Here is a 24,441-nt window from a genome sequence, read left to right as displayed (position 1 = left end):
GAGCGATTACACTCCCGGCCCTGAAATCCTTGGGGTGGTTGGGAGTGCGGCACCTGTCTCGCCGCGCGACTGGATCGTATTTTTTCGACTCTTCTGCAAATCCTGTTCTATGTACCGTTGCGGCTCAGCAGGAGCTTCGCCCTCCCATGATGCCGCATTCGCATTGGAACCGGTTTCAAAACCCGGTTGTGCTTGTTCCCGAAACTTAATGATTGATCTCAGTGGGACGCGTCAGAGGGTTTTGAAACAACTTATAGAGAAACCGGCATGGATGCCTCGTCTGCTCAAATTCGCCAACGCCTAATTCTTATCGCTGCGATTGCTGTCGGCGGCATTGTGATCACGGTGCGGACTGAGCGTTCCAGCAGCGACTTGCGGGGGTTTCATGCCGTTTGGGTGGCAAACTGGCAGCAGCCGTCGGTGGAGAATCGCCCCGACCCCGAAGACCCCTACGCTCCTTCGTTCTATGTGCTGTTCGCTCCGCTGGGCGCGCTGCCGTTGTGGGGGGCGGCGCTGGTGATTTATTTGATCAATATTGGCTGCGCGTGGGGCATTGTGCGGCTGACGATCGGGTTGTTGAATCTCCCGCCGCCGGATTACGCGCAGCTGTGGATCCCGGTGGTCGGCGTTGCTCCGTTTTTTCTGGGGACGTTAACGCTGGGGCAAAACACCCTGATTTTGATGTGTTTGGTGCTGGGAGCATATACCTTTGCGCGGCAAGGACGCGAGTTTCGTGGCGGTTGCTTGATCGGGTTGGCGACGGCGATCAAGGTGTATCCGGTGCTGTTTTTGGTGCCGTTTGCATTGCGGTTGCGGTGGAAGGTGTGCGCCGGTTTTCTCGCGACGATTGTTTTCGTGGCGGGCGGGCTGGGGACGTTGTTTTTTGGCTACGAAACCAACGTGGGTTGGTACCACAGTTGGGGCCGGTTCGTCACGCGTGCGGATCAGGATCGACTCGAGGATCCGGCGTTTCCGCGGTCGATGCGCTGCACCGCGCGGTACAACAACCAAGCTGTGCATGCTGTCTTGGCACGGGTGATGATGGATGTGCCGGCCAAGTGGTATGGCGATCGATTTCAAGTGAACCTACTGAAGTGTGATGCGGCAACGTGGCGACGGGCACGGACTGGAGCGACGCTGTTTTTCGCCGGTCTGGGAATTGCCGCACTGTGTGGCTTGCGCCTCAACCGACGACGGCAATTGCCGCGTTTGCTGCCTGTGGCGGAGACCGGGGGCGGTATTTCCCGCGATGCCCGGGAGTTGGGAATGGTTTGCAGTTGGTTTTTTCTGACAAGCCCCATGGTCTGGACACACTATTTGGTGTGGGCATTTTTTCCGTTGGCGTGCGTTGTGCGGCAACGGCCGCATCGTCCGCGGATGGCGATGTTTGTCATCGGTGCATGGTTCGCGGCGGAGTGTTTGATCGGTAGCAAATTCAGCCGGGCGATCGGCGTGAATTTGTGGGCGGGGTTATTGCTGTTCAGCTGGTTCGCCGTGCCGGCGCTGCATGCGATGACGATGCGGTTCGTGAATTATCGACGGAACCTCGATGACGGTCCGATCCCGTTGTCGACACGGTCTGGTGACAAAAACAAGCGCCGCGCGGCCTAAGCAATGGTCTGCAGCGGCCTGCAAGACACGTCCGGCGTACTGATCAATCGTCGACGTCGTCGTCGCCACCGTCGTCGTTGTCAAAATCCTCGGCGACTTTGTGTTTGACGATCGTGACTTCGTTGCCGCATTCGTTATACGTGACTTCATCCATGATCGTCCGCATCAACACGATGCCGCGGCCGCGGAATTGTTCCTGTTCGACGATGTCGCCTGCATCAAGCAGTTGCGCGAAGTCGAAACCAGGGCCTTCGTCGCGGATGACGAACGTGGCTTTTTCGCGCGAGATCTCCGCACGGACGTAGATTTTGCGATCACGATACGGGTGGGTAAAACTGCGGGTCTGCGCGAGTTCGGCATATTTTCGCCGATCGACTTCCGTGATCGTGCCACCGACTTCAAGATTGCCGTGGAAGTACGCATTGTTCAGTGCCTCTTCGATCGCCACACCGACGCGCAGTCGTTCGGACTGATCGCCCAACGGCAAACAACGCAGCAATTGTTGGAAGTAACCGGCCAGCAAGCGGATTTGCGCCAGGTCATTCCGTAATACAAACACGGAATCGCTTTGGGCCAGATAATGCATCAACCGGGAATGCACACGGTCTTCGCGGGCAGCGGTTAACAAATGGTGTACGGTTTCGCGGAGGTCTTCGGCCAGACGGCTTTTGGGAACGTAACTCGAAGCCCCTTGTTTGAGAACTTGGGCGGCAATTTGTTCGCTGCCTTTGCCAGTCATCAGCACGACCGGAATCAACGGGTGGTCGTCTTTGATCGATTCGATCAGTTCCAACCCGGTCATTCCCGGCATCACCAAGTCGGTCACAACAATGTCCGGCAGATCCGCAGCGATACTACTGAGGGCTTCGCCGCCATCTTTGGCATACAGAATATCCCAGCCTTCGACTTTGCCCAACAGTCCCCCCGCCAACCGTCGATCCATTTCGGAATCGTCGACAACGAGGACTTTTGTTGAGACAGCTGTGGACATGCGGCTCGCCTCCTGCTCCTAGATTTGCAACCGTGCTGCTGATTTCGGGTTCAACCTATAGCATACCGTCGAACGTGCAGACTGCCAATTGGGGATTTTTGCTATTGTCTCCAGTGTGGCTTCTGTCGGCATCCGGCGGTCAACTGCTGGAGTTTCGACTCTAGCGGATAAGCGGACAATCTGACCGTTGCATTCAACAATGCATTGCGATCCAAATAAGGAGGTTTCGCCGATGCGGCGGAAATCTTGGCGGCAAAACCGCTCGTGTCAATTCGGCGGCCGATTGTCAGACAGCCGCGTCGATTTTTACCGCGCAGAACTTGAATTCCGGGATCTTGCCGTAGGGATCCAACGCGTCAGTCGTAAGTACATTCGCAGCCGCTTCGCGGAAATGGAAGGGGATGAAGATCGTCCCGGGAGAGACCGTATTGTCGCTACGGGCGGCTAGGACAATCGTCCCCCGCCGTGAGGAGACGCGGACCAGTTCCTCACCGCTGATTCCCAGTTGTGATAAATCCTGGGGATGCACGACGACAAAGGCGTCGGGCTGGAGTGCATTGAGTGCCCGACTGCGACGCGTCATCGTGCCGGTATGCCAGTGCTCCAGCACGCGTCCAGTGGTGAGTACAAATGGGTATTCGTCATTGGGTAACTCATCGGCCGGCAAAAACGGGCAAGGGACAAATTTGCCCCGTCCATTGGGCGTGGGGAATTTATCGCCAAACAGAATCTGCGCGCCGTCTTCGGTTTCGGGATGCGTGCAGGGCCAAAGTTTGCCGGTTGCTCCTAAACGTTCGTGTGTTAGCCTCTGATAGTTTTTCGTCAGCCCGGCGAACTCCTCAAAGATTTCGGCCGGCGAGGCGTAGTCCATCGGATAACCCATGCGGCTGGCGATTTCGGCGGTGATCTGCCAATCGGCGCGGGCTTCCCCAGGCGGATCCAAGACCTGTCGGCCGACTTGAACGCGGCGGTCGGTGTTGGTGAACGTGCCGGTCTTTTCGAAATAACTTGAGGCCGGCAGAATCACATCGGCGAACTCAGCGGTTTCGGTCAGAAAGATATCCTGCACCACCAAAAAGTCGAGGTTCGCCAGCGCGCCGCGGACCTTGTTGGTGTTGGGGTCAGAGACGAAGGGATTTTCGCCCAGGACATACATCCCGGCAATGTCACCTTGCAGCGCCGCGTGCGTAATCTCCACGACCGTCAAACCGGGATCGGGACTGAGTTCCACGCCCCACGCTTGTTCAAATTTCTGGCGGATGTCCTTGTTCGTCACCGGCTGGTAGTCGGGATACACCATGGGAATCAAGCCAGCATCACTGGCGCCTTGGACATTGTTTTGCCCCCGGAGCGGATGTAGCCCGGTCCCCGGTCGGCCCATGTTGCCGGTCATCAGACACAACGAAATCAAGCAGCGGGCATTGTCGGTGCCAGTGGTATGTTGCGCAATTCCCATGCCCCAAAAGACCAGCATGCTTCCCGCACGTCCAATGGTGCGGGCGATCTCGCGGATCTCTTCAGCTGCAACACCACACATCGGTTCGGTTTGTTCCGGGGAAAAGTCACGGAGGACCAATTCTCGTAGCTCGGGAAAACCTTCGGTGCGGGCCTTGATGAAATCGTGGTCGACCAAGTCTTCGGTGATCAACACGTGCATCACCGCGTTGTAGAAGGCGACGTCCGAACCGGAGTGAATCTGTGCGAAATGCGTGGCGAAGTCGACCAGGTCATGGCGACGGACGTCGACCACAATCAGCTTGGTCCCATTTTTGACCGCTTCTTTCATGAAAGTCGCCGCCACGGGATGATTGGCGCCCGCATGTGAACCGGTCAGCAGAGCAACATCGGCGCGGGCTACGTCGGCGAAGACGTTCGTGACGGCTCCCGAACCAATCGTCTCCATCAGTGCGGCCACCGATGAGGCATGGCACAACCGGGTGCAATGGTCGACGTTGTTCGTGCGGAACACGGCGCGAATCAGTTTTTGAAACAGATACGCTTCTTCGTTGGAACACTTAGCAGAACCAAATCCAGCTAGGGCGTCTCCCCCACGTTCATCGCGGATGGCTTTAAATCGGCTGGCAACGAGATCCAAGGCTTCGTCCCACGTTGCTTCACGAAATGCTGGCAGCACGGTGTCATAATCGACGATGCCGCCCGGCTTGGATTTCGACTTGGTGCGGGAATCGGAGTCTTGTACTTCCGGCGATAGCGGGCCTTTGGGATAATACTCTTCACGGCGGATCAACGGTTTTGTCAAACGTTGAGGATGCAGCGCATAGTCCCAGCCGTAACGGCCCTTCACGCACAATCGTTCGTGGTTGACGGGGCTTTCGCGTCCGCTCACGGCCAGGATTGTATCGTCCGTCGCATGAACTGTGACCGCACAACCGACGCCGCAATAGGGACAGACTGAGTCGACATCCCGCACATCAACAGCATCGACAATCGGTAAGGTGACCGGCTTGTGGGTCAGGGCGTTTGTGGGGCAGACGGCCGCGCATTCCCCGCAGGAAACACAGGTACTCTCTCCCATAGGAACGTCGAGATCAAAGGCAATTCGCGCCGAGTGTCCCTTGCCGGTGCGGCCGATGACCTCGTTCGACTGGATGTCATCGCAGGCGCGAATGCAGCGGTCGCACAGTATGCACGCGTGGTGGTCGACGGCAATCACCGGCGAGGAATGGTCCTGAAAACGGTTGTCATGGAAATGGGCGTTTTGCGGCGGATCGGCAGCGATTTTGTATTTGTTTGCCAATGCTGTTACGTCGCAATGTTTTTTGGAAAACGTTGTCGGATCGGCTTCAGCAATCTCTTCGACAAGCAATTGCGTGAGCATGCGGCGATGTTTTTCGACCTTGGGGCTCGACGTTTCAACCTGCATGCCGGCTTCGCAAGGGCGAGCGCAGGAGGGGGTCAAGGTGCGGGCGCCGACGTCGACGACACACATGCGGCAGACACCAACCGGATCCATGCGGGGCGAATGACACAGCGCGGGAATCTCGATGCCGAGACCGGTTGCGGCTTCATAGATGGATGTGCCGTGCGGAACCGATACGGATTGCCCGTCGATCGTGAGTTCAATTTGATCTGCGGTGGTTGTATGACTCATGGCGTCTCCTTCCCTGCCGGAACGTCTTGCGGAAATCGCTCCAAGACGGAGTTCATCGGTCCCAAGGCGACTTGTCCCAATCCGCAAATCGAGGTTTGCAACAACGTCTCTGACAACTCCGGCATGATATCCAAGCTGGCCGCATCCAGTGCTCCGGACTGCACCTGTTCCAACATCCGCACCGCCTTTTCACTACCGATGCGACAAGGGACGCATTTGCCGCACGATTCGTTGCGAAAGAAACGTGTGATGCTTAGCCCCAGGTCAAACAAATTGCGGCCTTCAGCGATTACAACGACGGCGCCCGATCCCAACATACTGCCAACGTTGCGTAGGGCGTCGAAGTCGAGTGGTGTATCGATGTGCTCGGCGGGAAGAAAATTAGAACTCGCCCCACCCGGTAGGACTGCTTTGAGAGGGCGGTCGTCTTTTATGCCCCCGGCGCGGGCAATCAGTTCGGCGATGGGGATGCCGTGGGGAACTTCGTAAACGCCCGGTTCAGCAACGTCGCCGGAGATGGAGAAGAACTTCAGTCCCGCATAGTCGCCCGCGCCTTGTGCCTGCCACCAGTCGTTGCCTTGGGCGATGATTGACGTGGCGAGTGCGAAGGTTTCGACATTATTGATCAACGTTGGCTTACCCCACAGTCCGTGCGTGCCGGGGTAGGGGGGGCGGATCCGTGGTTCGCCCCGTTTGTCCTCCAGGGCTTCCAGCAGCGCGGTTTCTTCACCCAGAATATAGCCGCCCGGCGATACAAATATCTCGATGTCAAACTTCCGACCGCTACCCGCGGCGTTGGCACCAAGTATTCCGCAGTTGTAGGCATCGTTAATGGCCGTTTGCAGCTTCTCGCGCTCCGGGCCGTATTCGTGCCGGATATAGACAATGCCTTGCTCCGCACCGATCGTCAGCGCTGCCAGCAACATGCCTTCGATGATCAGGTGCGGCAGTTGTTCTAAGATCACGCGATCCTTGAACGTGCCCGGTTCGCTTTCATCGGCATTGCAGATGACGTATTTGACCGGTTCGGTTTCTTGCGAGACGAGTTCCCACTTGAGTCCGGTCGGAAAGCCCGCGCCCCCCATGCCTTTGAGTTTCGATTGTTTCAAGCGTTCAATGCAGATCCGCGGAATATCTTCCGCGTCGCTCAAGAAACGTTGCACGGTGCCATAGCGATGAGTTGCATCTGGATAGGGATCGCATTTCCAGTCACGCGCTGCGGTTGTGACTGGCGAGCGGTCGGGCAAGGGACTACCGGCAAAGTCTTCTAAAAACGCGTCGAGATCGGAATTGCTGATGGGGGCGTCATTCAGCGAAGCCGCCGGCGCGCGTTCGCAGCGGCCCAGGCAAGAGACTTCGTGAATCTCGAGGTCGTCCTGTGCGTCGCAGGCCGATTTGAGTTGAGCGAACCGTTCAACGCCTCCGGCCATCCGACAGGAGAGGTCGCGACAGACATGCACAGCGGCGCGGGGAGGGGGTGTCCGGCGAAAGTGTGGATAAAACGAGACCAATCCTTGCAGTCGATACAGCGGTATATTTTCGCGGCGCGCGAGATCCCGCAGGCAATCTTCGTCGAGATAGCCCCGCTCCGCCTGCAACCGACTTAGCTCACGCAGAAGTTTCAATTGCTTTGCCTCCGTATCCCACGACAGCAAAATTCGTCCGTGTCATTCCTGTCCCACGGCGGGAAATACGGCGCGGTGCATAGATTAACGGACAATCACCTCCGTTAAAAGTAACGCATCCCGACCTGATACACCAGTAACGCGGCGACATAGGCCAATGCTGTCATGTAGACAAAGGTAAAGACCGGCCAAAACCAGCTATTGGTTTCACGGCGAATCACCATCAACGTCGCTCCGCACTGAGCACACAAGGCAAAGAAAACCATGATAGACAGCGCAACCGGGACATTATAGACGTTTCGCCCGTCGGGCCAACGGGCTTGTTGCAGTGATTCTTTCAGGCCTTCGCTCTCCTCGTCGACATCGCCCCCCATGCTGTAGATCGTTCCCAATGTCGAGATGATCACTTCTCGTGCGGGAAACGATGCGACCGCTCCCACGCCGATCCGCCAATCCCAGCCAAGCGGCTTGACCGCCGGTTCGATCGCGTGTCCCACGCGACCTAGAAAACTGGTTTCAATGAGTTGGGCGGAGACGGCGTTGTGTTGGCTGACGAGTTGTTCGAGTTGGGCCTCGTTTTCCGGAGTATCGTCGAGCGCCTCAATTTGCGTTTCGAGTTTGTGTTGGGCTGTATGGTCGCCCGGAAAGTATCCTGCTGCCCAGACAATGATGGTCGTCGCAAAGATTAACGTCCCGGCTCGCATCACAAAGGCTTTGGCCCGATCGTAGACACGATGAAACACGATGCGCGGCGACGGCCATTTGTAACTCGGCAACTCCATAATGAACGGCGGAGTTTCACCACGAAACATCGTCTTTTTCAATATCCACGCGACCGGCACGGCAATCACCGCCCCCAGTGACGACATCGCTAACAAAACCACTCCGGGCAGCGTCACTTGGCCTGACCACAAAACGAAATCACCAATGCTCAGTTCCGGCCCGACCTGGAACAACGTGACGGCGGGGATAAAGGCGGCGATCAGTAAGATGTAGACCGGCAAACGCGCCGAACAACTCATCAAGGGGGCCACCAGAATCGTCACCATGCGGTCGCGGCGATTCTCAATCACCCGCGTCGCCATCACACCCGGAATCGCGCAGGCGAACGACGACATCAACGGAACAAACGACTTGCCGCTCAGACCGACTTTGGTCATCAAACGATCCATCAAAAAGGCAGCGCGCGCCATATAGCCGCAGTCTTCCAGGATGGCGATGAACAGAAACAAAAACACAATTTGGGGCAGGAACACGATCACGCCCCCCACGCCGGCAATCACGCCGTCATTGATCAAACTGCGCAACGGTCCCGGGGCCAATGTCATCGCGACGAGATCGGCAAGCCAACCTTGCGCTGTTTCGATGACCTCCATAAACGGACCGGCCCAGGCATAAATTGCTTGGAAGACGACAAACATCAAGGCGATAAAAATCCCCACGCCGATAAGTTTGTGCGTCAGCACGCGGTCCAGTTTGTCGCTAAACGTCACTGACCGCGTGGTGGGCCGCGTGTGAATTCCGTCGAGTACTTCGCGAATCCAGGCATACCGCTGCCGCGCCTCGATGGCTGGTACGGCTTGCCCGGCGGATTTCAGCCGTTCGCGGCATTCGGCCAGGGCTTGGGGGAGATTGTTGCCGCACTTCTTCGTATATTCCGCTTCGACGCAACCACCCGGATCGAGAATCATCCGTTGAATCAAAAACTCCGGAACGTCCGCTGCGCCACCTGCATTGAGGTGCGCCGCCAACTGATCGCACTCGCTGTAGAACTCTGCAGGGAAAACCTTTTTCCTCGCTTCTGAGGGCGAAGACTTCGCGGCGGCGGCGATGGCGTTTCGAATATCGTCGATCCCGACCGCGCGATGCGCCTCAGCCTTGACCACCGGCACTCCCAGGCGCTGCGACAGTTCCGTCGCATCAATCGTTGTCCCCCGCGCCAGGGCGACGTCGCACATGTTTAGTACGACAACGACCGGCAACTGCATGTCTAAAACTTGGCTGACCAGATACAGGTTCCGTTCCAGATTCGACGAATCGACGATGCAGACAACGGCGTCGGGATGTCCCACGTCCTTTTGCCGACCCAGCAGGACGTCGACGGAAACCATTTCGTCCAACGTGCGCGGGGAGAGGCTGTAGGTTCCGGGCAAATCGATGACATTGAATTGTTGGCCCTGCCATTTGACGTGGCCGATTTTTTTCTCAACCGTTACACCGGGAAAATTGCCGACGCGGGATTGCAAACCGCACAGCAAATTGAACAGCGTGCTTTTGCCGGTATTGGGATTGCCAATCAGGGCGACGTTGAACGAACGCGTCTCTTTGGCGGGAGTGGGTGGGGGGGAGGAGGCAGGAACAGGAGCGTCCATGATCTATCAAATTCTTCGATGATTTCACGATTGATACCCCCAGCAAGACCAGGGGAGGGAGGGGCAGCGGAGTCGACTGAAGGCTTAGGCTTGAGGCAACGGTTCGATTGTGACCCGCCGGGCTTCGTTTTTTCGGAGTGACAATCGGTAACCCCGCAACTCAAACTCGATGGGATCGCCGAGCGGCGCAAAGCCCAAAAGCTCGATTTCTTCACCATCGATCAGCCCCATTTCCATGAGACGAATCGCGATACCGTCATCGCCGGAAACCTCAACAATCCGCGCCCGCTCGCCCAGTTTCAGTCCATCGAGTGTGGTCATGCGTGACTCAATCTTCTCTTGCCCCGGTCACGGTCGCCGACGGGTGGGGGGGATGGCTGAGTAGGTTGACGAAAATGTGCGCCGTCTCATTGCCACGAAAGGTCAATCGGTGATTGCCGACAGCCACGATGCACGGCTCTCCGGAACGGACCATGTGGACCACCTCGCCTTCACGAAATCCCATTTCGTTCAGCCGAGTGACCAGCGAGGTCTCCCCGCCGATCATGGCGATATCTGCGGTTTCCCCGGCGTTTAGTAACTGAAGTGGAATCATCCGCGATTTGCCTGGGAATAGAGAGAGACGCCAAAGGGAAAGACGGACAGCATCGGTATCAATCATAAGCCTAGAAGGATTGAGACTCGATGTCAATTGCGGCGGCGGGATTGTCCACCTGTTCGCGGCGGCACAAATTCGACTCGCAGGGTGTGTTTGGTCGTAGGAGGGAGACATCGTATTTGTGCGTATACATGCGAACAGGTTTGGCGGCAGCCCAGGCTTGCCGGGTCGAGCAAATTGGAAAAATAGCTACAACCCGTTCGAACACGGTCAAGGCACTCCGCCGGCTCTGTCGAAGAAAATAGGGTGCACTCGGCGTTTCGCTGAGGGTCCGTGAATTGTGACGTTTGGAGATAGGAACAAGATGGCGGCTGCAGTCAACTTACAAAGCCCATCGCTTCCTGGAATTTCACCGTTCGGTGCGAATTCGCTCGGGCAGGCCGCTACGGGGAACCCGACCGCCTTTGGAGCGACTTTGGAGAAATTCCTCGCTCAGTCGACGACGAACAAGAAAGAGGCCGACCCGACGGATAAGACCAACCCGATGCAAGCGTTAAATCAACTTCTGCAAATGGGAGGTGCCGGTGCGCAAAGCGGGTTGGCTGCACTGCAAAACTTGGCAGGCCTGCGTTCTGAGACGGAACAGTTGCAGTCCCAATTCGAAGCGGGCTTTAAGCAGTTGATGTCGGCACAGGGGCTTGATCTGCGCTCCGGTGTGAGCCTACAAGCGGATGCGAATGGCGAGATTCGTGTCAGCAACGACCATCCGGACAAACTGTTTATTGAATCGGCCTTGAAGAACAATCCGGAACTGAGCGATGTGTTCCGCAAGCTGGCCACGAAGTCGAGCGAGTTGCATGCGTCCGAAATGGCGCAGAAGTTCCAACAGGCTTATGGCATCGATCCCCAAAAGGCGTTGGAACAATTCGGACAAATGCTCGGCAAACAGGCAGAGCAAACGTTTAGTTTGACCATCACCAACGAAGGCGCGCAAAACTCGTTTACAGCTCCTCCGGCAAACGCCGCGAATCCGGTCTTGTAGGACCGGATTGTTGTTGAGGTCAGTAATCGTAGGGCATGCTTAAAGCCCCTGGGCGGTTTCTAGCCGGCGACCGATGGCAGCATACAGCAGACCTGACACGATGGTTGCTGCGATCGCATTATACGCCGCCATCGCCGCCGATCCGGTTTCCGAGCCATTGATCAGCAGTCCCGCGAGCATGGCTGCCAAGCAGGACATGCTGAGGGCGACATAGGTGGCGAATACGACCACGGCCAACGGCAATGCGCCCCAGCGCACGACCAACGACAGGTACGCTGTGATGTGCAGAAACAAAACGAATTCCGCCAGACCACAGACGAACCACATTCCTTCGGACAAACCGTAGAGATTCCGCAGAATCTCGTAGTGAGATCCCGCGATTCCGATGCTCAGCCAAAGGATGGCGGGGATACAGCCGAGCAGGCAGCCACGTAGCTTATCACGGGCCGATGCTCCGATGGGTTGTGGTAACAGGGCGATGTTCCCCAATGTTTTCCATTTGACTTCTTCGTGAAATATTCGCGAGGATTGCACGAGAAGTTCGGCGGCCAATACGACCAGCGAAACGCCCACGAGATTCTGCATATTGAGATCCCACCAATTCCCCCAGGTATTCGCGACCAACTGCGAAAAATAAACCCCCAGCGTGAGTAGCGGAATCAACAGCAGTCGGACGAGAATCAGCATCTTGCCGCCGGTGAGGAAGTGAAAGTCCTTCCAAGCCAAGGCATTTTTCCAGGGGCGGGCGGGGGCGAGAAACCGTAGCAGGCGGTCCGGACGCGACACCCAGCCCCGCGACGGCGCGGAGTGGGAGACGCCGGCGTTGAACCAATTGAACAGCAGCCACGCGGTGACAAACAGCCCAACTCCGGCAGCTAAGTTACTCTGAACCTGAAAGCCGATCGCTGGACTATTAAACGCGGTCTGCAGAATGGCATCCATGCGCGTGGTGATCGACGCGTCGTGCAAAACTTGCGACAGAGTGGTAGCGGATTGCGCGATCGTTCCGCCGCTGGTCAGAAAGCCACGGGCGATCAGCGCGGTCATGAATTTGCCGATCAATGCCGGGCCGTTGAGCAACAAGCCGATCGTGATCACGGTGTAAGCCATGGCGTGTCCGGTGCGGCGGCAGAGGACGGAATAGAACAATCCGATATTGGCCACGAGAAACAAAAAGGCCGCCAACGCGACATAGGCGGCCAAAATTTGCCGCGCCTTCACGCCGCCCAACGTGACGGCAATCATCGTAAACGGAATCTGCACGACCAACACCGACAGCGCAGCGGTCAGCCGATTGACCCCTTTGCCGATCATAATCGCCAGCGGACCGATGCCGGCGATCATGAAGAGCTCTAAGGTCATCTCCTCCTTTTCTTCGGTGATGGCCGAGGCAAAAAAACCGATGCCGGAGATTGCGATTAAGGAGATATTCAGCCAGGCGATCGTGCGAAAAAATGAAAGCCCTGGAGCGGCTAACGACCAACTGCGACCTTGTGCCATCAACAGCAAGACAAACAGCACACTGACGACGATCAACCGCAAGAGATGAAACCGCCGTCGCCGGACATCCAGGCGGAGCGAACGATTCATTAAGGCGAAGGTCGGTCGAAGCATGATCGATGACGATGGAATGGGAGGAAGAGCGAATTAAGCGGCGGCTTGTTTTTTGAGTTGCGTGCCGATCCCCACATGCAGCAGTGCGGTGATCAGCAGTTGTCCGGCAGTCAATGCCACCGGGAGTAGGTATTCTATTAATTCGCCATTGGCGAATGCGTTACGCGATGGAGAGTTAATGAGAAAAATTACGGTCATGATCACGACTTGAGTGATGAAGTCTCCGAACAGCACGATAGCAATTGCCAGCGGCAGTGCCCCCCATTTGATCTGCAATGAACCCCAGGCGATGAGATGCCAGAACATGATCAATTGGGCTATCCAGACCCAATGCCAGGGTTGCGTGATGATTTCGGCGAGTGCCGAGCCGAAATTTTCGGGCGCACAGACTGCTCCGGCAAAGAACAGAGTCGCCGCTGGGAACAATCCCCACAGGCAGCCGGCGATTTTCTCGTACGCCATCCGGGGGATAGAAATGGGCAGCATGACCAAATTCGAAAGCGTGTGCCATTTCGTTTCATCGTGAAACACGCGCGACGCCATCAGGCTGGTTTCTAGACAGATGCCGAACAATGAGACGAAGATCAACAACCCCGCGATTTCCTCGCGTTCAAAACTCGGGTTGGGAGCCGTGATGGCGGCAAAACCGGTGATCATCCCGCAAATCGCAAGATAGGCAATGAATTTCGCGATCGCCAACCGTCGTCCCCCGGCGATGAAGTGATAGTCCTTCCAGGCCAGCGGGTGTTTCCAGGGACGGGGCATGCCGGTCCGTTTTCCTCCCGGTTTGCGCGAGAAACGTGGGAGTAGTCCGCGCGGAGGGGCGGCCGAGATTTCCTCGCGGTTGAACCAGTCGAAAGAGACCCAGGAGGCCAAAAACAACAAGGCCGCTGCCAAGCAATCAACAATGACCTGTGTGCTGAAAGGGGAATCATTGAAACCAGACCGGGAAATCGTGCCCAGCCGATTCCATACGGAGATTTCAGTCAGCCATAGAAAGATAGTATCGACGGTAGAGGGAAGTGACGAATCGTCAGGAAGCACATCAATCGCGAGCACAACGTTCCACAGCGCATCCAATAGGAAGGGGCCAAAGAACATCAATGCGAGGCAAATGGTCGTTAGCAAAGCGGCACGGCTCGACCGGCTGCAGAAGACCGAACTGAATAGGCCGAGATTGGCGATTAGCAGTATATACGCCAATAAAGCGATGTAGGTGGCGAACACTTGGTTGCGGGTGATGCCCCCGAGTGTGACGGCCAACAATGTGAACGGAAACTGCACCGAGAGGATCAACACGGCTGTGAAAAGTCGGGATGTCCCTTTTCCCAGGAGTAACGCCAGCGGACTGATGCCGGCCATGCGTAATAAGCCGAGTGTCATCTCCTCTTTTTCTTCAGTGATGGCCGACGAAAACAGGCTGATGCCGGCCAGGGAGATCAATACGAAATTCAGATAGGTCAGCGGCTTAAAGAAAAACAGGCCCGGCGCCCCAATTGAGCTTCCCACTGTTGCAGCCAAGTAAATAAATAAGATCACCGGAATGATGAACGCCGCGCGCAGGAGATGCGTGCGTGCGTTTCGCATGTCGTATCGCAAGGCACGAGTCAATAGTGCGAGTGTTCCCTGCAAGTCGGCTTACCTTTGTTTGAGATTGTTATCGATTGAAATGTTTAAGGTATCGCTATGAATCAACGCGTGGCCATGACCTGCATGCGAAAGATCACAGCCAGATGCAAAATGACGGTTACGACCATACTTCCCATACACCCCAGGATGGCGAATTCGTCCCCCTCCCCCCCCCTAAACCCGGAGGTCAGTGCTCCGATCGTGAAAATCAACAACACATTGCCCACGAAAACCAATGCGATCGCCAGGGCTACACCGCCGTACTTGATGAACATCGAGAACAGCGTGCACAAGTGGAAGCCGACCACGAATTGCAGGATGGTATAAAACAACCAAAGTGCCTCAGAGGCGTCGATGAAGTCAAAAAAATCGTCGGGATACAGAACGACCCCCGCGAAGAAATAGCCGACCGCCGGCAACGTCGCTAGCAGGCAGCCGGCCCATTTGGAATAGACGATTGCAGGAATTGAAATCGGCAGCGTGACGAGACCCGACAACGTGCGGTTGCGGATTTCGTCACGAAATATCCGCGAGCAGTAGAAGCATAACTCCGCGAACAGCATCAACATCGAGACCCAAATCGCCGAATTTCCCAAGGTTTCAGCCGATAGAGTGAACGATGGAGCTATGTCTGTCACCTCCAGAAATATCGTAAAGGCAACGATCATCGCGCCGTAGAGGAAAATTTTGACGACCATCATCTGCCAGCCGCCGGTGGCATAGAAAAAGTCTTTCCACAATAGCGCGTTTCGCCACGTTCGCGGAACGGCGATCCACCGTGTTTTCCCCACGCGACGCCCGAACAGCGGGCGTTCGGCTGCCGCTGCGCGTTCCTCGCGGTTAAAGACATCAAACAACAGCCACGCCAGCACAAACAAGACTAACGCCGCAATTGTGTGGAAGACGACCTGAAAACTGATTAACGACTCGTTGAAACTGCTGTGGAGAATCACAGTGATCCGCTGAAAGATGTTGGCCTCACCGACTTTGAGCAACAGGGCGTCGGCATTCACGGCAAACACACCCTCGGGAGCAACGGTGCCGGCGTTGATCGCTGCCGAGAGGATTGCACCTAACACCCATGGTCCAAAGAAAAATACCAGCAGGAGCATCGTCATGGAAAAACTAGCCAAGCGCGATGTCCGGCAGATCACAGACATCAACAATCCAGCGTTTCCGATCATTAACAGATACGCACAGATCGCTAGGTAGGCGGCCCAAACCTGATGAATCAACACGCCCCCCAATGTGATCGCCAATAGCATGAAGGGGAATTGTGCGGCCAGGATCAGCAGGGCGATCACAATTCGAGTGACCCCTTTGCCCAACAACAACGACGCCGGTCCCACACCCGCCATCCGCAGTAGGCCGAGCGTCATTTCTTCTTTTTCTTCAGTGATCGCCGTCGCAAACAAGCTGACTCCCCCGAGCGTGATCAACAGCAACGTGATCATCAGCATCGGTATCAGGAAATCCAGACCCGGCGCAGAGGTGCCCCAGGCCTGCATCTCGGACAGCATCAGACACCACACGATCATGCCCACGAACAAAAAGCGGATGAGATGCGCGCGGAGTGACCGCGAATCGACGCGCAAGGCGCGGTCCATCATCGCCATGGTCCCGCGAATCATGTTCGCACTCCTTGTTCGGTGAGATCCATGAAAGCTTGGTTTAAATGTTTGCGGTCTTCGCTAAACGACGCGAGCGGTAACCCTAAATCCAACACACCGCGCAACAGCGTATTGGTGTCGGTCAGCTCCCGGTCAAAACTGACCGACCATGCCGGCTTGCCTTCCACGGCCGTGGCGGACAATACTCCCGGTAACGACTGAAGTTGTTCACCCGCGTCCATGCGTTCTCGCAAGGTAACCACATAGGTGGGATGCGCAGCGGCGTCAATCAACAGCCCATCCATATCTCCGGAGTATTTCACCAAGCCGCGATCGATAATCGTCACACTGTCGCACAGTTCGGCCAACTCGCTCAAAATATGTGAGCTGATGAAAATCGTTTTTCCCATCCGCCGCAGTTCCTGCAGGATTTCCATCAATTCGATCCGTGCCCGCGGATCAAGTCCCGAGGCGGGTTCATCAAGCAACAACAGATCGGGATCATTGACCAGTACGCGGGCCAAGCTCACCCGTTGCTGCATGCCGCGGGAGAGTCCGTTGATCAGGCTGTCCTTGCGACCGTCCATGTCGGTCAGCGCCAGAACATCGGCGATAATCCGGTCCCGTTCTTTTTGGTCCAACCCGTAGGCGGCGCCAAAGAAGTCGAGATATTCAAAAACCGTCATTTGCCGGTACATGCTAAAGTGATCCGGCATAAACCCAATCCGGCGACGGACCTCTTTGACATCGTTGACAACATCCATGCCGAAGACATTCACGCGTCCTGTTTGTGGTTTCAATAACGTGCAAATGATTTTCAATGTCGTTGTTTTGCCCGCGCCGTTGGGACCGACAAATCCATGCAAGGATTGCGGTTGGACTTGGAAATTGACATTCACCAGCGCGCGGTGGTTCTTGAAGGAGTAACTCAACCGTTGCACATCCAGTACCGGCGTGGTTTCGAAGATGTCAGCCATGGCGTTAACTTTCCAATCGGGAGGTCCCCTGGCCGCGCCAGAAGTTTCAAAAGGGAAATCAATGGGAGGTTATTTAAACACATCAAAGCAATACAGCACGCGGCCGTTTTGTTCGCCGAGGACTTCGCTGGACATTTGGAACTCCGTCGGAAGCGTCGTGATCAGCAGGAGTCGCGCGCGATCGGTCGGTAGTTGGAATTTAGGCACCTGTTTTGTTTGAGTGAAATCGAAGCTGCGTGTGATCAACTGCTGGAACGTATACTGGTAACTTTCCTCGATATCGATTTCATCTTTGTTATTTAGCGGACTGAATGGAGCGGCGTTCATTCCGTAACCGGGTTGAAAAACCGTATTGACGAATGCATTGATTTTCTGACCGCGGCGGTCTGCGGTCAGCCGGCCTTTTTCGCCTCGCAGGCGATAGATCATGTTTCCGTACACGACATAACCTTGCTCCAGGGACTTTTGCAATTCGGGACCAAGGGTGACCGTGAAGGACTCCAACAGATTTCCCCCGACGAACGAGTCGACTTGAACGTCGAGCGGTTGGCCCGCGGCTTTGGTGCGATGGGCAAACGTCCGGGACGAGTAGGGGGGAATGTCGACGGCGAAAAATCGCTCAGCGGGATCTTCATTCACAAACCCCGCCACGCCCTCATGCGATTGGCATGTGGAATACAACCGACCCTGGCCCGGATGCACGATCAAGTAATCGTCTCCCCGAGTCACGAATGCATTGGACCACGCGGCGATGTCATAAAAACCGCCGGGTAAGGGGCGGGCGATGGCTACGGTGTTGACCGCCGTGGCTTCGTTGTAACCCCGGGCACCCACGATGGAGAAGCCCACGCTGAAGAGTGTGATCGTTCCCAATAACGCAGCGATCATGATCCGATAATCGATTCGTCGTCGCCCAAGTAAATATCCACCCGGAAAGATCAACAAAAGGTAAGCGAACGACATCAAATAAATCACCGCCCAATTATGATCGGGATGAGTCATCGCCTTCAGGGTTTGCAACATGCTTGAATCAAATTGTGAATCATAAGCGTCATTCAGATTGTTCGTCTGTACGCCATATTGGACTTCGATCTTCTGGTCCCCATCGCGAGGCTTTTCGCCGCGATGAGTGATGCTTTGCTTGACGAATTCCGCCGTCATTTCCGCGCGCGTGCGATCATGCCGATAAATGTGTCCTTGGCCGAGATTTTGTACCGGCAGCGGCGCGTTGAGGTCGGCCAACGGAGCGGGAAACTGAGGATATGTGCCGTCGTCCATTTTTAGGAGATGCAATTCACCGCCACGGTGCAGCCAATCTAAAAATGCTGTGCGTCGCGGTCGTTGCCAGCGGGGACTGTGATCGAGCACAATTCCTTTCAGCCCATCCGTGGCGGTGACGATCGGCGGAAACAGGTTTTCGTCCATCCCCTTCAGCCCGGTCCCTTTGCCGCGGTGCAATAATTCATCCGGTGCATTGAGGATCACATAAGCGGCCGGGCCGAGACGCGGTTTGTTGACATCGTACCGTTCCTCTTTGGAACGCCCCCAACGCCGCGGATCCCTGCCTTCACCCCACTCCAGTTTCCACTCGGAGAAACCGTAATCAATAAAGGGATGGAATTGGACCCACTTTTTGGCAAACGGCGAGAGAAACACCGGTTGCCGCAGTACGACGCCGACCGAACCGCTGCCGCTGAACTGCGATTTCTCCAGGGACATCCCGCCGTCAAAGGCTTCGGCTGAGGGATTTGAAACCAAGACCGACAACAGATTGAAACGATTCTGCAAAACCTGTCCGTCGAAACCCCATTGCACCTCTTCGATTTCCAAGGCCTGCGCCGCGTCGACACACAAGCCTGCCGCCAAACAGACTGCTGCGGTCCGCGTGAATAGTGTGAATCGGCTCACGGCAAATACCTCATGGTTCAGGAGATTCCGTTGATTCGGACGGGCGATGCCTTGGTTAAGACGCTTGTGCAGAAGATTATCGTGAATCGCGGCTCAGCAGGAGCTTCGCCCTTCCGGGATGCGGATTCGTTGGTCGAGACTTTATTGAGAGGAGGAAGCAGCCAGTATGTTTTCGGAATACGGAGATGTTGTTGATTGTGGGGGAAAGTGTGTTTCCCACTGTTCGTCCCGCCGCCCCAAGTAGCGATCCGCGTATCGCAGCGATAATCCGCGAAACACCAGCACCCAGCCACCGTACCAGGCGTAATTGACGAAGACGACAACCCACTCCAGAATCGCCTGTGTTCCCATCGCATTCGAATACTTGGGAAAGTCGTTCAATTCGTTAACCACAATCATCGCGAATGGGGCGAGGAATAAGATGGGAGAATATTCAGAACCTGTGAGCTCAGCGAACAAAATAAACACACCAAACGGGATCAGGCACCAAGCGGCGATGGTGGCCAATGAAAGCAAAATTGCCCGTGTCTGCGATTTGGTTTTCAAACCGATCCACATCGACAACCAGATCACAAGCGGAAGATAGACCAGGAGCGACAACACCGATCCAACCAAATACCGAGTCCGGGAATATCCGAACCAAGAATTGTGGCCGACCGAACCGTTCCACCAAACTTCGAAGAGATAGGCCGTCACAAAACAAGCTGAGATCACCCAGATCAACCGCCGCAGGCCTTGGACTTTTTCCAAGATGATTTCTCGACCTGAGAGCGGCGTGACTAATAGGACATCGAGCGTTTGTCGCGAGCGCTCCCCGCTCACTAAACTCGAGGATTGGACAGAAAGAATCATCGTGACGAATATCCAGATCGTAAACAGCAACATGGACAAATACTCCATTTGAGCATTTGCGCCTTGGATAATAATCGTGGTGGTGCCGACAACGATCACTGGAATCTCTAATGCCAGAAAAACCCGCAGCAAATAGCGAAATCGCCCCAAGTTTTTTTTCTCGGCTTCACGCCAAGCGACGGGGTTGAACAAGGGTAGGGACGAAACTTCCTTGACGACGACAATCCCTTTTGTAATGCGATTCTCGTTGGCCGCCACAAACACGCGGTCCAGCCATTTGAAGAAATTGCGCAGCAGGTGCCGCGGTTGAGCGAACGCGCGGCGGATTAAAAAGAATCGGGCGAGACCGAGAAAAACAGCGGTCGACACCACAAAAGGAATCAGCCGCAGAGACAATTCCTGCCACAGGTTTCCACCGGCCCCAGACTGAAAGGTCACGTCGTAGACGTACGGCGCTACGAGCATCAGCGCAACGTCAGCGTCCAAGCGGACGACGAATAGATCGACCAGGATGGGAAGGCCTGGGAACAGGGCCGCTCCAATACAATAGACGGCGATAAAGGCGCCGACCGTGGTGCGGAAATAGGCCGAGCACATGATGCACAGCGCAGCGACCTGAATGCTGGCGACTGCCAACATCAAAATCGCCCCCCAGATCTGCTGTTGCTGGATGCCGCCAAATGTATAAGCGAACGCCATCAACGGTAGCGCCAACAACAAGAATGTGAACATCGGGATCAACCGGCTGGCGAGCTTTTCGAGAATGATCGTCCAGGGCCCCAGCCGCGTGAGTAGCAGCAACGGCAGCGCGTCGCGTTCCTTTTCACTGGTGATGGCCGGACAGGTCATCGCCGGCAAAAACAGGTAAACGCCGGCAAATTGCAGCAGGACCAGCATCTGAAACATATCATCGCCGCGGCCTAACACGGACAGTGGACTGCCGCTGCTGTCAAACCCGTCAAACAGCTGCGCCCAAAACAGTGTCAGCGCCGTAGCGAACAACACCACGGCATAGAGCACACGAAGTTGATAGGTCCGCTTCCGCGCCGCCAACTCGGTGAGTTCCTTCACCAACAGCGGACAACCGAGTGCGAGCTTTTTGGTTTTCATGGCGGACTGAGTAGGGTTTTAGGGGACTAAGGAGTTTCACCATGGAGACACGGAGAAAATAAACTCAAAACACGGCTTTCAAAATCCTAAACAAATTCTAAATACGACAAGACAAAGACCAGAACGTTTCAATTATCTGTCCCCCCAAAAAGGGAACCACGAAAAACACGAAAGGCACGAAAAGAATTTACGCATTTCATCGAACAGTTGTTTTGAATTCCGCGTCAGCGCCACAATTCTTTGTCGTTATCTTTGGGTGTTTTTACGGTGTGTTTTCGTGTATTTCGCTTTTTTCGTGGTTTATCTTTTCTTGGTCATTTTTGTCGCCACTTGGCTTCGCATCATAGAAATTAGCCACAGAGGCCACAGAGTTCACAGAGATATTTTATAATCCGCAATCACCACTCATTTCAGCCTTTCTCTGTGCTCTCTGTGGCTTTTTCATTTCTAATGTTTGGATGCGGCACAACTGCGCGATGTCTGCTCTCGGCTTCTGTGATGGAATACGTTCATCATCGTTCCTATAAACGCTCCGGATCAATTCGTGGTCGCCACCCGCAGGTCGGCGGGGGAGGGTGGGGGTGGGGTTGAAGTTTGGATGCCTGCTGGTTGTTCTTCACGGCGTCCCATGTAACGGTCGGCTAATCTCAGACAGCGACTGCGGATGAGGTACAGGATTAATCCGTAGAACGCAAAATTGAGCAGGACCACCACCCAGCGAAACAGATGCCCGCGGACGATGCCAGGAAACAGTCCACCGTCCGGCCCGAACGCATTGAATTCATTACACAGAATCATCGTCACAGGACTGAACAAACCGGTAAGAACATCCTTTCTGTCGGTGAACAAATCCGAGAGCGACAAGAGGATGCCCCAGGGGACCGCACACCACAAAAACAGCACGGCCAACGAACCCAGGATCGCCCGTGTTTGGGTTTTTGCAATCAAGCCAATCCACAGGGCCAACCAACCAATCAAGGGTATGTAGATAGCAATGGATTGCAGCGATGCCACGAGATACCGCCAAGTGGAATAGTAGGCCAGCGCATTACCGCTACCGCCGTATGAAGCCATATCCAGGCCCCGCCGCATCCAAGCCTCGCAGAAGAAGATCGTGAGAAAACAAACCGATAAGCCAATGACCAACCGCCGCATGCCTTGCATTTTTTGCAAGACGATTTCTCGACCGGAAAGGGGCGTGGTGAGTAAGACGTCCAACGTCTGCCGCGAACGCTCACTGGTAATCAAATTGGCGGCTTGGACCGTCAGTATCAACGCTGTCAGTATCCACAACATGATGAGTAGAAACGATAGCGGGGTGTAGGCACGGTTGCCCGGCATGTGCGTGCCTAACATCAGCAGGGCAACCACCACGATCGGGATTTCGAAGAGCAGACAAATCCGCAGCACATAGCGGAACTGGCTGAGATTCTTTTTCATCGTCTCCCGCCAGGCAACCGGATTGTCGGTGGGGAGACGCGTCTGTTCTTTGACCAGCACCACCCCTTTGGTGATCGGATTTTTGTTGATCGTCTCGAAGATCCCGTCCAGTCCTTTGAAGATTTTCCGCACCAAATGCCGCGGCTGTGCGAAAGCGCGTCGAACTAAGTAGTATCGAGCGAGTCCCAGAAACATCAACGTTGAAAAGACCAACGGAACGCTGCGCAGTGCCAACTCGCCCCAAGGATTCAGTCCACCGCCCCAGTCAAAAATTTCGAAGTACATGGCCGGTCCGACAAAATACATCAACTTATGTTCGGGAAGGCGTGCTAGGTCCGCAGCTAGCCCTGGAATGGCGAACAGGAAAATGAAATAGAACAAATTGGTCGCCAAATACGCCCCAACGGTTGTGCGGCAATAGGCCGAGAACATCAGACAAAGTGCTGCCAGCTGCACGGCGGTGAGACCCAGCAGCCAGATTGCGCCCCAGATTTGTTCCGACTGAACGCCGCCGTAGGTATAGGCAAAGGCCATTAGCGGCAGCGCCAATAGCATGAAGGTGAACATCGGCACCAACCGACCGGTTAGCTTTTCAAAGAGGATCGTCCACGGCCCCAAACGTGTTAGCAAAAGTAATGCAAACGAGTCCCGTTCTTTTTCTGAGGTGATCGCCGAGCAAGCCATGGCTGGCAGAAACAAATAGATCCCGCCGAATTGCAGGGCGACGATCATCAGGAACATGTTCTCACCCTGGCCGAGCAATGCCAGTGGAGTTGTGTAGCGCGAGAAAACAATGTCGGAGAACATCAGTATGGCGCCGACAAACAGCAACACCGCATATGCCACACGGATGATGTAGGTCCGCCGGCGTGCAGCCAATTCGGTCAATTCCTTGACCAATAACGGAAATCCCATTACGAATGCGGGGCGTTTCATGGAGCTGGTATTACCGTGGTCGAGTGAGGGGGTTTGGTGAGCGACGAGAGCCGGTTTTCGTTCAATTGGTTTTGCCGTGAGTCAGTTTCATAAAGGCCGTTTCCATATCCATCGCTTCGGGTTGGAACATATGAATCCGTCCGCCCAGTTTGCAGATCTCGTCGTGCAGGTCTTCGACAGAGGTTTGGTCTTCGTGCAATCGAATCGACATGCGATCGACCTGTTGCTCGACCGATTCAACACCGGGGATCCCTTGAATCTGTTCCAAGATTCCGTTGGGTTTCCCCGCCAATTGCACGTGCACCACCCGCATCAGGCTGAGTTGTTGATAGATCTCTTCCAGCGAGCCTTGGGCCACCATCTGGCCTTGTTCGATGATTCCGATTTGCGAGCAGAGTTGGCCGAGTTCGTGCAAAATGTGGCTGGAAATTAAAATCGTTTTGCCCATGTTTTTCAGTTCCTTGAGCAATTCACGCACTTCGATGCGCGCTCTGGGATCCAGACCGCTAGCCGGTTCGTCCAACAGCAGCAGATCGGGATCGTGTAGCAGAACCCGCGCCAGCGCCAGCCGCTGTTTCATCCCTCGCGACAGCGAATCGACCGGCGAGTTGATCTTGTGGGTCAAATCGGTCAGCTCTAAGACGTCGTGGATGATGCCTTTGCGTTTCGAAATCGGCAGCCGATAGGCGGCGGCGAAAAAGTGCAGGTACTCCATCGCTGTCAGGTCGTCATACACACCAAAAAAGTCGGGCATGTAACCGATGGAGTCGCGAATCGCCCGGGGATAGCGGGAGACATCAACGCCGTTGACCCACACCATGCCGCGATCATGTTTGAGCAACGTCGCCAGGACTTTGATCGTGGTCGACTTGCCGGCGCCGTTGGGGCCGATGAAGCCGAACACTTCGCCACGAGGAATATCGATGGAGATTCCCCGCACGGCATCCAGCGACCCATAACTCACCCACAGGTTTTCAATTTTGACGACGGACATAGTGGTAACTCGCCTTGCGG

At 55.4% G+C, this 24,441-nt stretch carries 16 protein-coding genes; 2 read left to right on the top strand and 14 right to left on the bottom strand.

Features of this window, described 5'->3' with window-relative positions:
* The first annotated feature begins 267 nt into the window (after positions 1-267).
* Positions 268-1,611, top strand: a complete 1,344-nt coding sequence (locus Mal52_RS20575) for a glycosyltransferase family 87 protein (RefSeq protein ID WP_145378398.1) — start codon at positions 268-270, stop codon at positions 1,609-1,611.
* A 43-nt stretch (positions 1,612-1,654) separates the two neighbouring features.
* Here the strand turns inward: Mal52_RS20575 and Mal52_RS20570 are convergent, their stop codons facing one another.
* The 6 genes from Mal52_RS20570 to Mal52_RS29910 all read right to left on the bottom strand — a co-directional run bounded on the left by Mal52_RS20570 (position 1,655) and on the right by Mal52_RS29910 (position 10,306).
* Positions 1,655-2,602: an ATP-binding response regulator gene (locus Mal52_RS20570; protein WP_145378397.1), complete on the bottom strand. Its 948-nt coding sequence runs from the start codon at positions 2,600-2,602 to the stop codon at positions 1,655-1,657.
* Positions 2,603-2,888: 286 nt separating this feature from the next.
* Entirely contained in the window at positions 2,889-5,714 is a 2,826-nt protein-coding gene (fdhF, locus tag Mal52_RS20565; RefSeq protein ID WP_145378396.1) for a formate dehydrogenase subunit alpha, read from the bottom strand.
* On the bottom strand, positions 5,711-7,339 hold the full coding sequence (locus Mal52_RS20560) for an NADH-ubiquinone oxidoreductase-F iron-sulfur binding region domain-containing protein (protein ID WP_145378395.1): 1,629 nt from the start codon (positions 7,337-7,339) through the stop codon (positions 5,711-5,713). The genes fdhF and Mal52_RS20560 overlap by 4 nt, the downstream gene beginning before the upstream one ends.
* Positions 7,340-7,443: 104 nt before the next feature.
* Complete coding sequence (feoB, locus tag Mal52_RS20555) at positions 7,444-9,711, bottom strand: ferrous iron transport protein B (protein WP_145378394.1); 2,268 nt, start codon at positions 9,709-9,711, stop codon at positions 7,444-7,446.
* Positions 9,712-9,795: 84 nt separating this feature from the next.
* Positions 9,796-10,032 (bottom strand): FeoA family protein, encoded by a 237-nt coding sequence (locus tag Mal52_RS20550; RefSeq protein ID WP_145378393.1) that lies wholly within the window; start codon positions 10,030-10,032, stop codon positions 9,796-9,798.
* Positions 10,033-10,039: 7 nt separating this feature from the next.
* Positions 10,040-10,306: a FeoA family protein gene (locus tag Mal52_RS29910; RefSeq protein ID WP_197533340.1), complete on the bottom strand. Its 267-nt coding sequence runs from the start codon at positions 10,304-10,306 to the stop codon at positions 10,040-10,042.
* A gap of 367 nt (positions 10,307-10,673) precedes the next feature.
* Here Mal52_RS29910 and Mal52_RS20540 point away from each other — a divergent pair, with 367 nt between their 5' ends.
* Positions 10,674-11,351 carry a hypothetical protein gene (locus Mal52_RS20540; protein ID WP_145378391.1) on the top strand — a complete coding sequence of 226 codons (678 nt, stop codon included), beginning with the start codon at positions 10,674-10,676 and terminating at the stop codon, positions 11,349-11,351.
* Between the two features lie 39 nt (positions 11,352-11,390).
* Here Mal52_RS20540 and Mal52_RS20535 read toward each other — a convergent pair whose 3' ends face one another.
* The 8 genes from Mal52_RS20535 to Mal52_RS20500 form a co-directional block, all read right to left on the bottom strand.
* Complete coding sequence (locus tag Mal52_RS20535) at positions 11,391-12,965, bottom strand: ABC transporter permease (protein ID WP_145378390.1); 1,575 nt, start codon at positions 12,963-12,965, stop codon at positions 11,391-11,393.
* Positions 12,966-12,998: 33 nt separating this feature from the next.
* Positions 12,999-14,552, bottom strand: coding sequence for an ABC transporter permease (locus Mal52_RS20530; RefSeq protein WP_145378389.1), 1,554 nt, complete (start codon positions 14,550-14,552; stop codon positions 12,999-13,001).
* A gap of 104 nt (positions 14,553-14,656) precedes the next feature.
* Entirely contained in the window at positions 14,657-16,225 is a 1,569-nt protein-coding gene (locus Mal52_RS20525) for an ABC transporter permease (protein ID WP_145378388.1), read from the bottom strand.
* Positions 16,222-17,181, bottom strand: a complete 960-nt coding sequence (locus tag Mal52_RS20520) for an ABC transporter ATP-binding protein (protein WP_145378387.1) — start codon at positions 17,179-17,181, stop codon at positions 16,222-16,224. The genes Mal52_RS20525 and Mal52_RS20520 overlap by 4 nt, the downstream gene beginning before the upstream one ends.
* Positions 17,182-17,250: 69 nt before the next feature.
* Positions 17,251-19,089, bottom strand: a complete 1,839-nt coding sequence (locus Mal52_RS20515; RefSeq protein ID WP_145378386.1) for a hypothetical protein — start codon at positions 19,087-19,089, stop codon at positions 17,251-17,253.
* A gap of 141 nt (positions 19,090-19,230) precedes the next feature.
* Positions 19,231-21,051 carry an ABC transporter permease subunit gene (locus Mal52_RS20510; protein ID WP_145378385.1) on the bottom strand — a complete coding sequence of 607 codons (1,821 nt, stop codon included), beginning with the start codon at positions 21,049-21,051 and terminating at the stop codon, positions 19,231-19,233.
* Between the two features lie 537 nt (positions 21,052-21,588).
* The gene (locus Mal52_RS20505; protein ID WP_145378384.1) at positions 21,589-23,427 is read right to left on the bottom strand and encodes an ABC transporter permease subunit; all 1,839 of its coding nucleotides are present in this window, start codon (positions 23,425-23,427) and stop codon (positions 21,589-21,591) included.
* Between the two features lie 61 nt (positions 23,428-23,488).
* Positions 23,489-24,421 carry an ABC transporter ATP-binding protein gene (locus Mal52_RS20500; RefSeq protein WP_145378383.1) on the bottom strand — a complete coding sequence of 311 codons (933 nt, stop codon included), beginning with the start codon at positions 24,419-24,421 and terminating at the stop codon, positions 23,489-23,491.
* Positions 24,422-24,441: the final 20 nt, after the last annotated feature.

The organism is Symmachiella dynata, assembly GCF_007747995.1.
GTDB classification, from domain to species: Bacteria; Planctomycetota; Planctomycetia; order Planctomycetales; family Planctomycetaceae; genus Symmachiella; species Symmachiella dynata.
Note: the sequence above shows the minus strand (reverse complement) of the source record. Positions and strands in the feature narration are given on the sequence as shown.

What these genes read in the sequence shown, in the direction of transcription:
- Mal52_RS20575 (WP_145378398.1), top strand. Translation starts at nt 268, where the DNA reads ATGGATGCCTCGTCTGCTCAAATTCGCCAACGCCTAATTCTTATCGCT.
- fdhF (WP_145378396.1), bottom strand. Translation starts at nt 5,714, where the DNA reads ATGAGTCATACAACCACCGCAGATCAAATTGAACTCACGATCGACGGG.
- Mal52_RS20550 (WP_145378393.1), bottom strand. Translation starts at nt 10,032, where the DNA reads ATGACCACACTCGATGGACTGAAACTGGGCGAGCGGGCGCGGATTGTT.
- Mal52_RS20530 (WP_145378389.1), bottom strand. Translation starts at nt 14,552, where the DNA reads ATGCGAAACGCACGCACGCATCTCCTGCGCGCGGCGTTCATCATTCCG.
- Mal52_RS20525 (WP_145378388.1), bottom strand. Translation starts at nt 16,225, where the DNA reads ATGATTCGCGGGACCATGGCGATGATGGACCGCGCCTTGCGCGTCGAT.
- Mal52_RS20520 (WP_145378387.1), bottom strand. Translation starts at nt 17,181, where the DNA reads ATGGCTGACATCTTCGAAACCACGCCGGTACTGGATGTGCAACGGTTG.
- Mal52_RS20570 (WP_145378397.1), bottom strand. Translation starts at nt 2,602, where the DNA reads ATGTCCACAGCTGTCTCAACAAAAGTCCTCGTTGTCGACGATTCCGAA.
- Mal52_RS29910 (WP_197533340.1), bottom strand. Translation starts at nt 10,306, where the DNA reads ATGATTCCACTTCAGTTACTAAACGCCGGGGAAACCGCAGATATCGCC.
- Mal52_RS20540 (WP_145378391.1), top strand. Translation starts at nt 10,674, where the DNA reads ATGGCGGCTGCAGTCAACTTACAAAGCCCATCGCTTCCTGGAATTTCA.
- Mal52_RS20510 (WP_145378385.1), bottom strand. Translation starts at nt 21,051, where the DNA reads ATGAAAACCAAAAAGCTCGCACTCGGTTGTCCGCTGTTGGTGAAGGAA.
- feoB (WP_145378394.1), bottom strand. Translation starts at nt 9,711, where the DNA reads ATGGACGCTCCTGTTCCTGCCTCCTCCCCCCCACCCACTCCCGCCAAA.
- Mal52_RS20500 (WP_145378383.1), bottom strand. Translation starts at nt 24,421, where the DNA reads ATGTCCGTCGTCAAAATTGAAAACCTGTGGGTGAGTTATGGGTCGCTG.
- Mal52_RS20505 (WP_145378384.1), bottom strand. Translation starts at nt 23,427, where the DNA reads ATGAAACGCCCCGCATTCGTAATGGGATTTCCGTTATTGGTCAAGGAA.
- Mal52_RS20535 (WP_145378390.1), bottom strand. Translation starts at nt 12,965, where the DNA reads ATGCTTCGACCGACCTTCGCCTTAATGAATCGTTCGCTCCGCCTGGAT.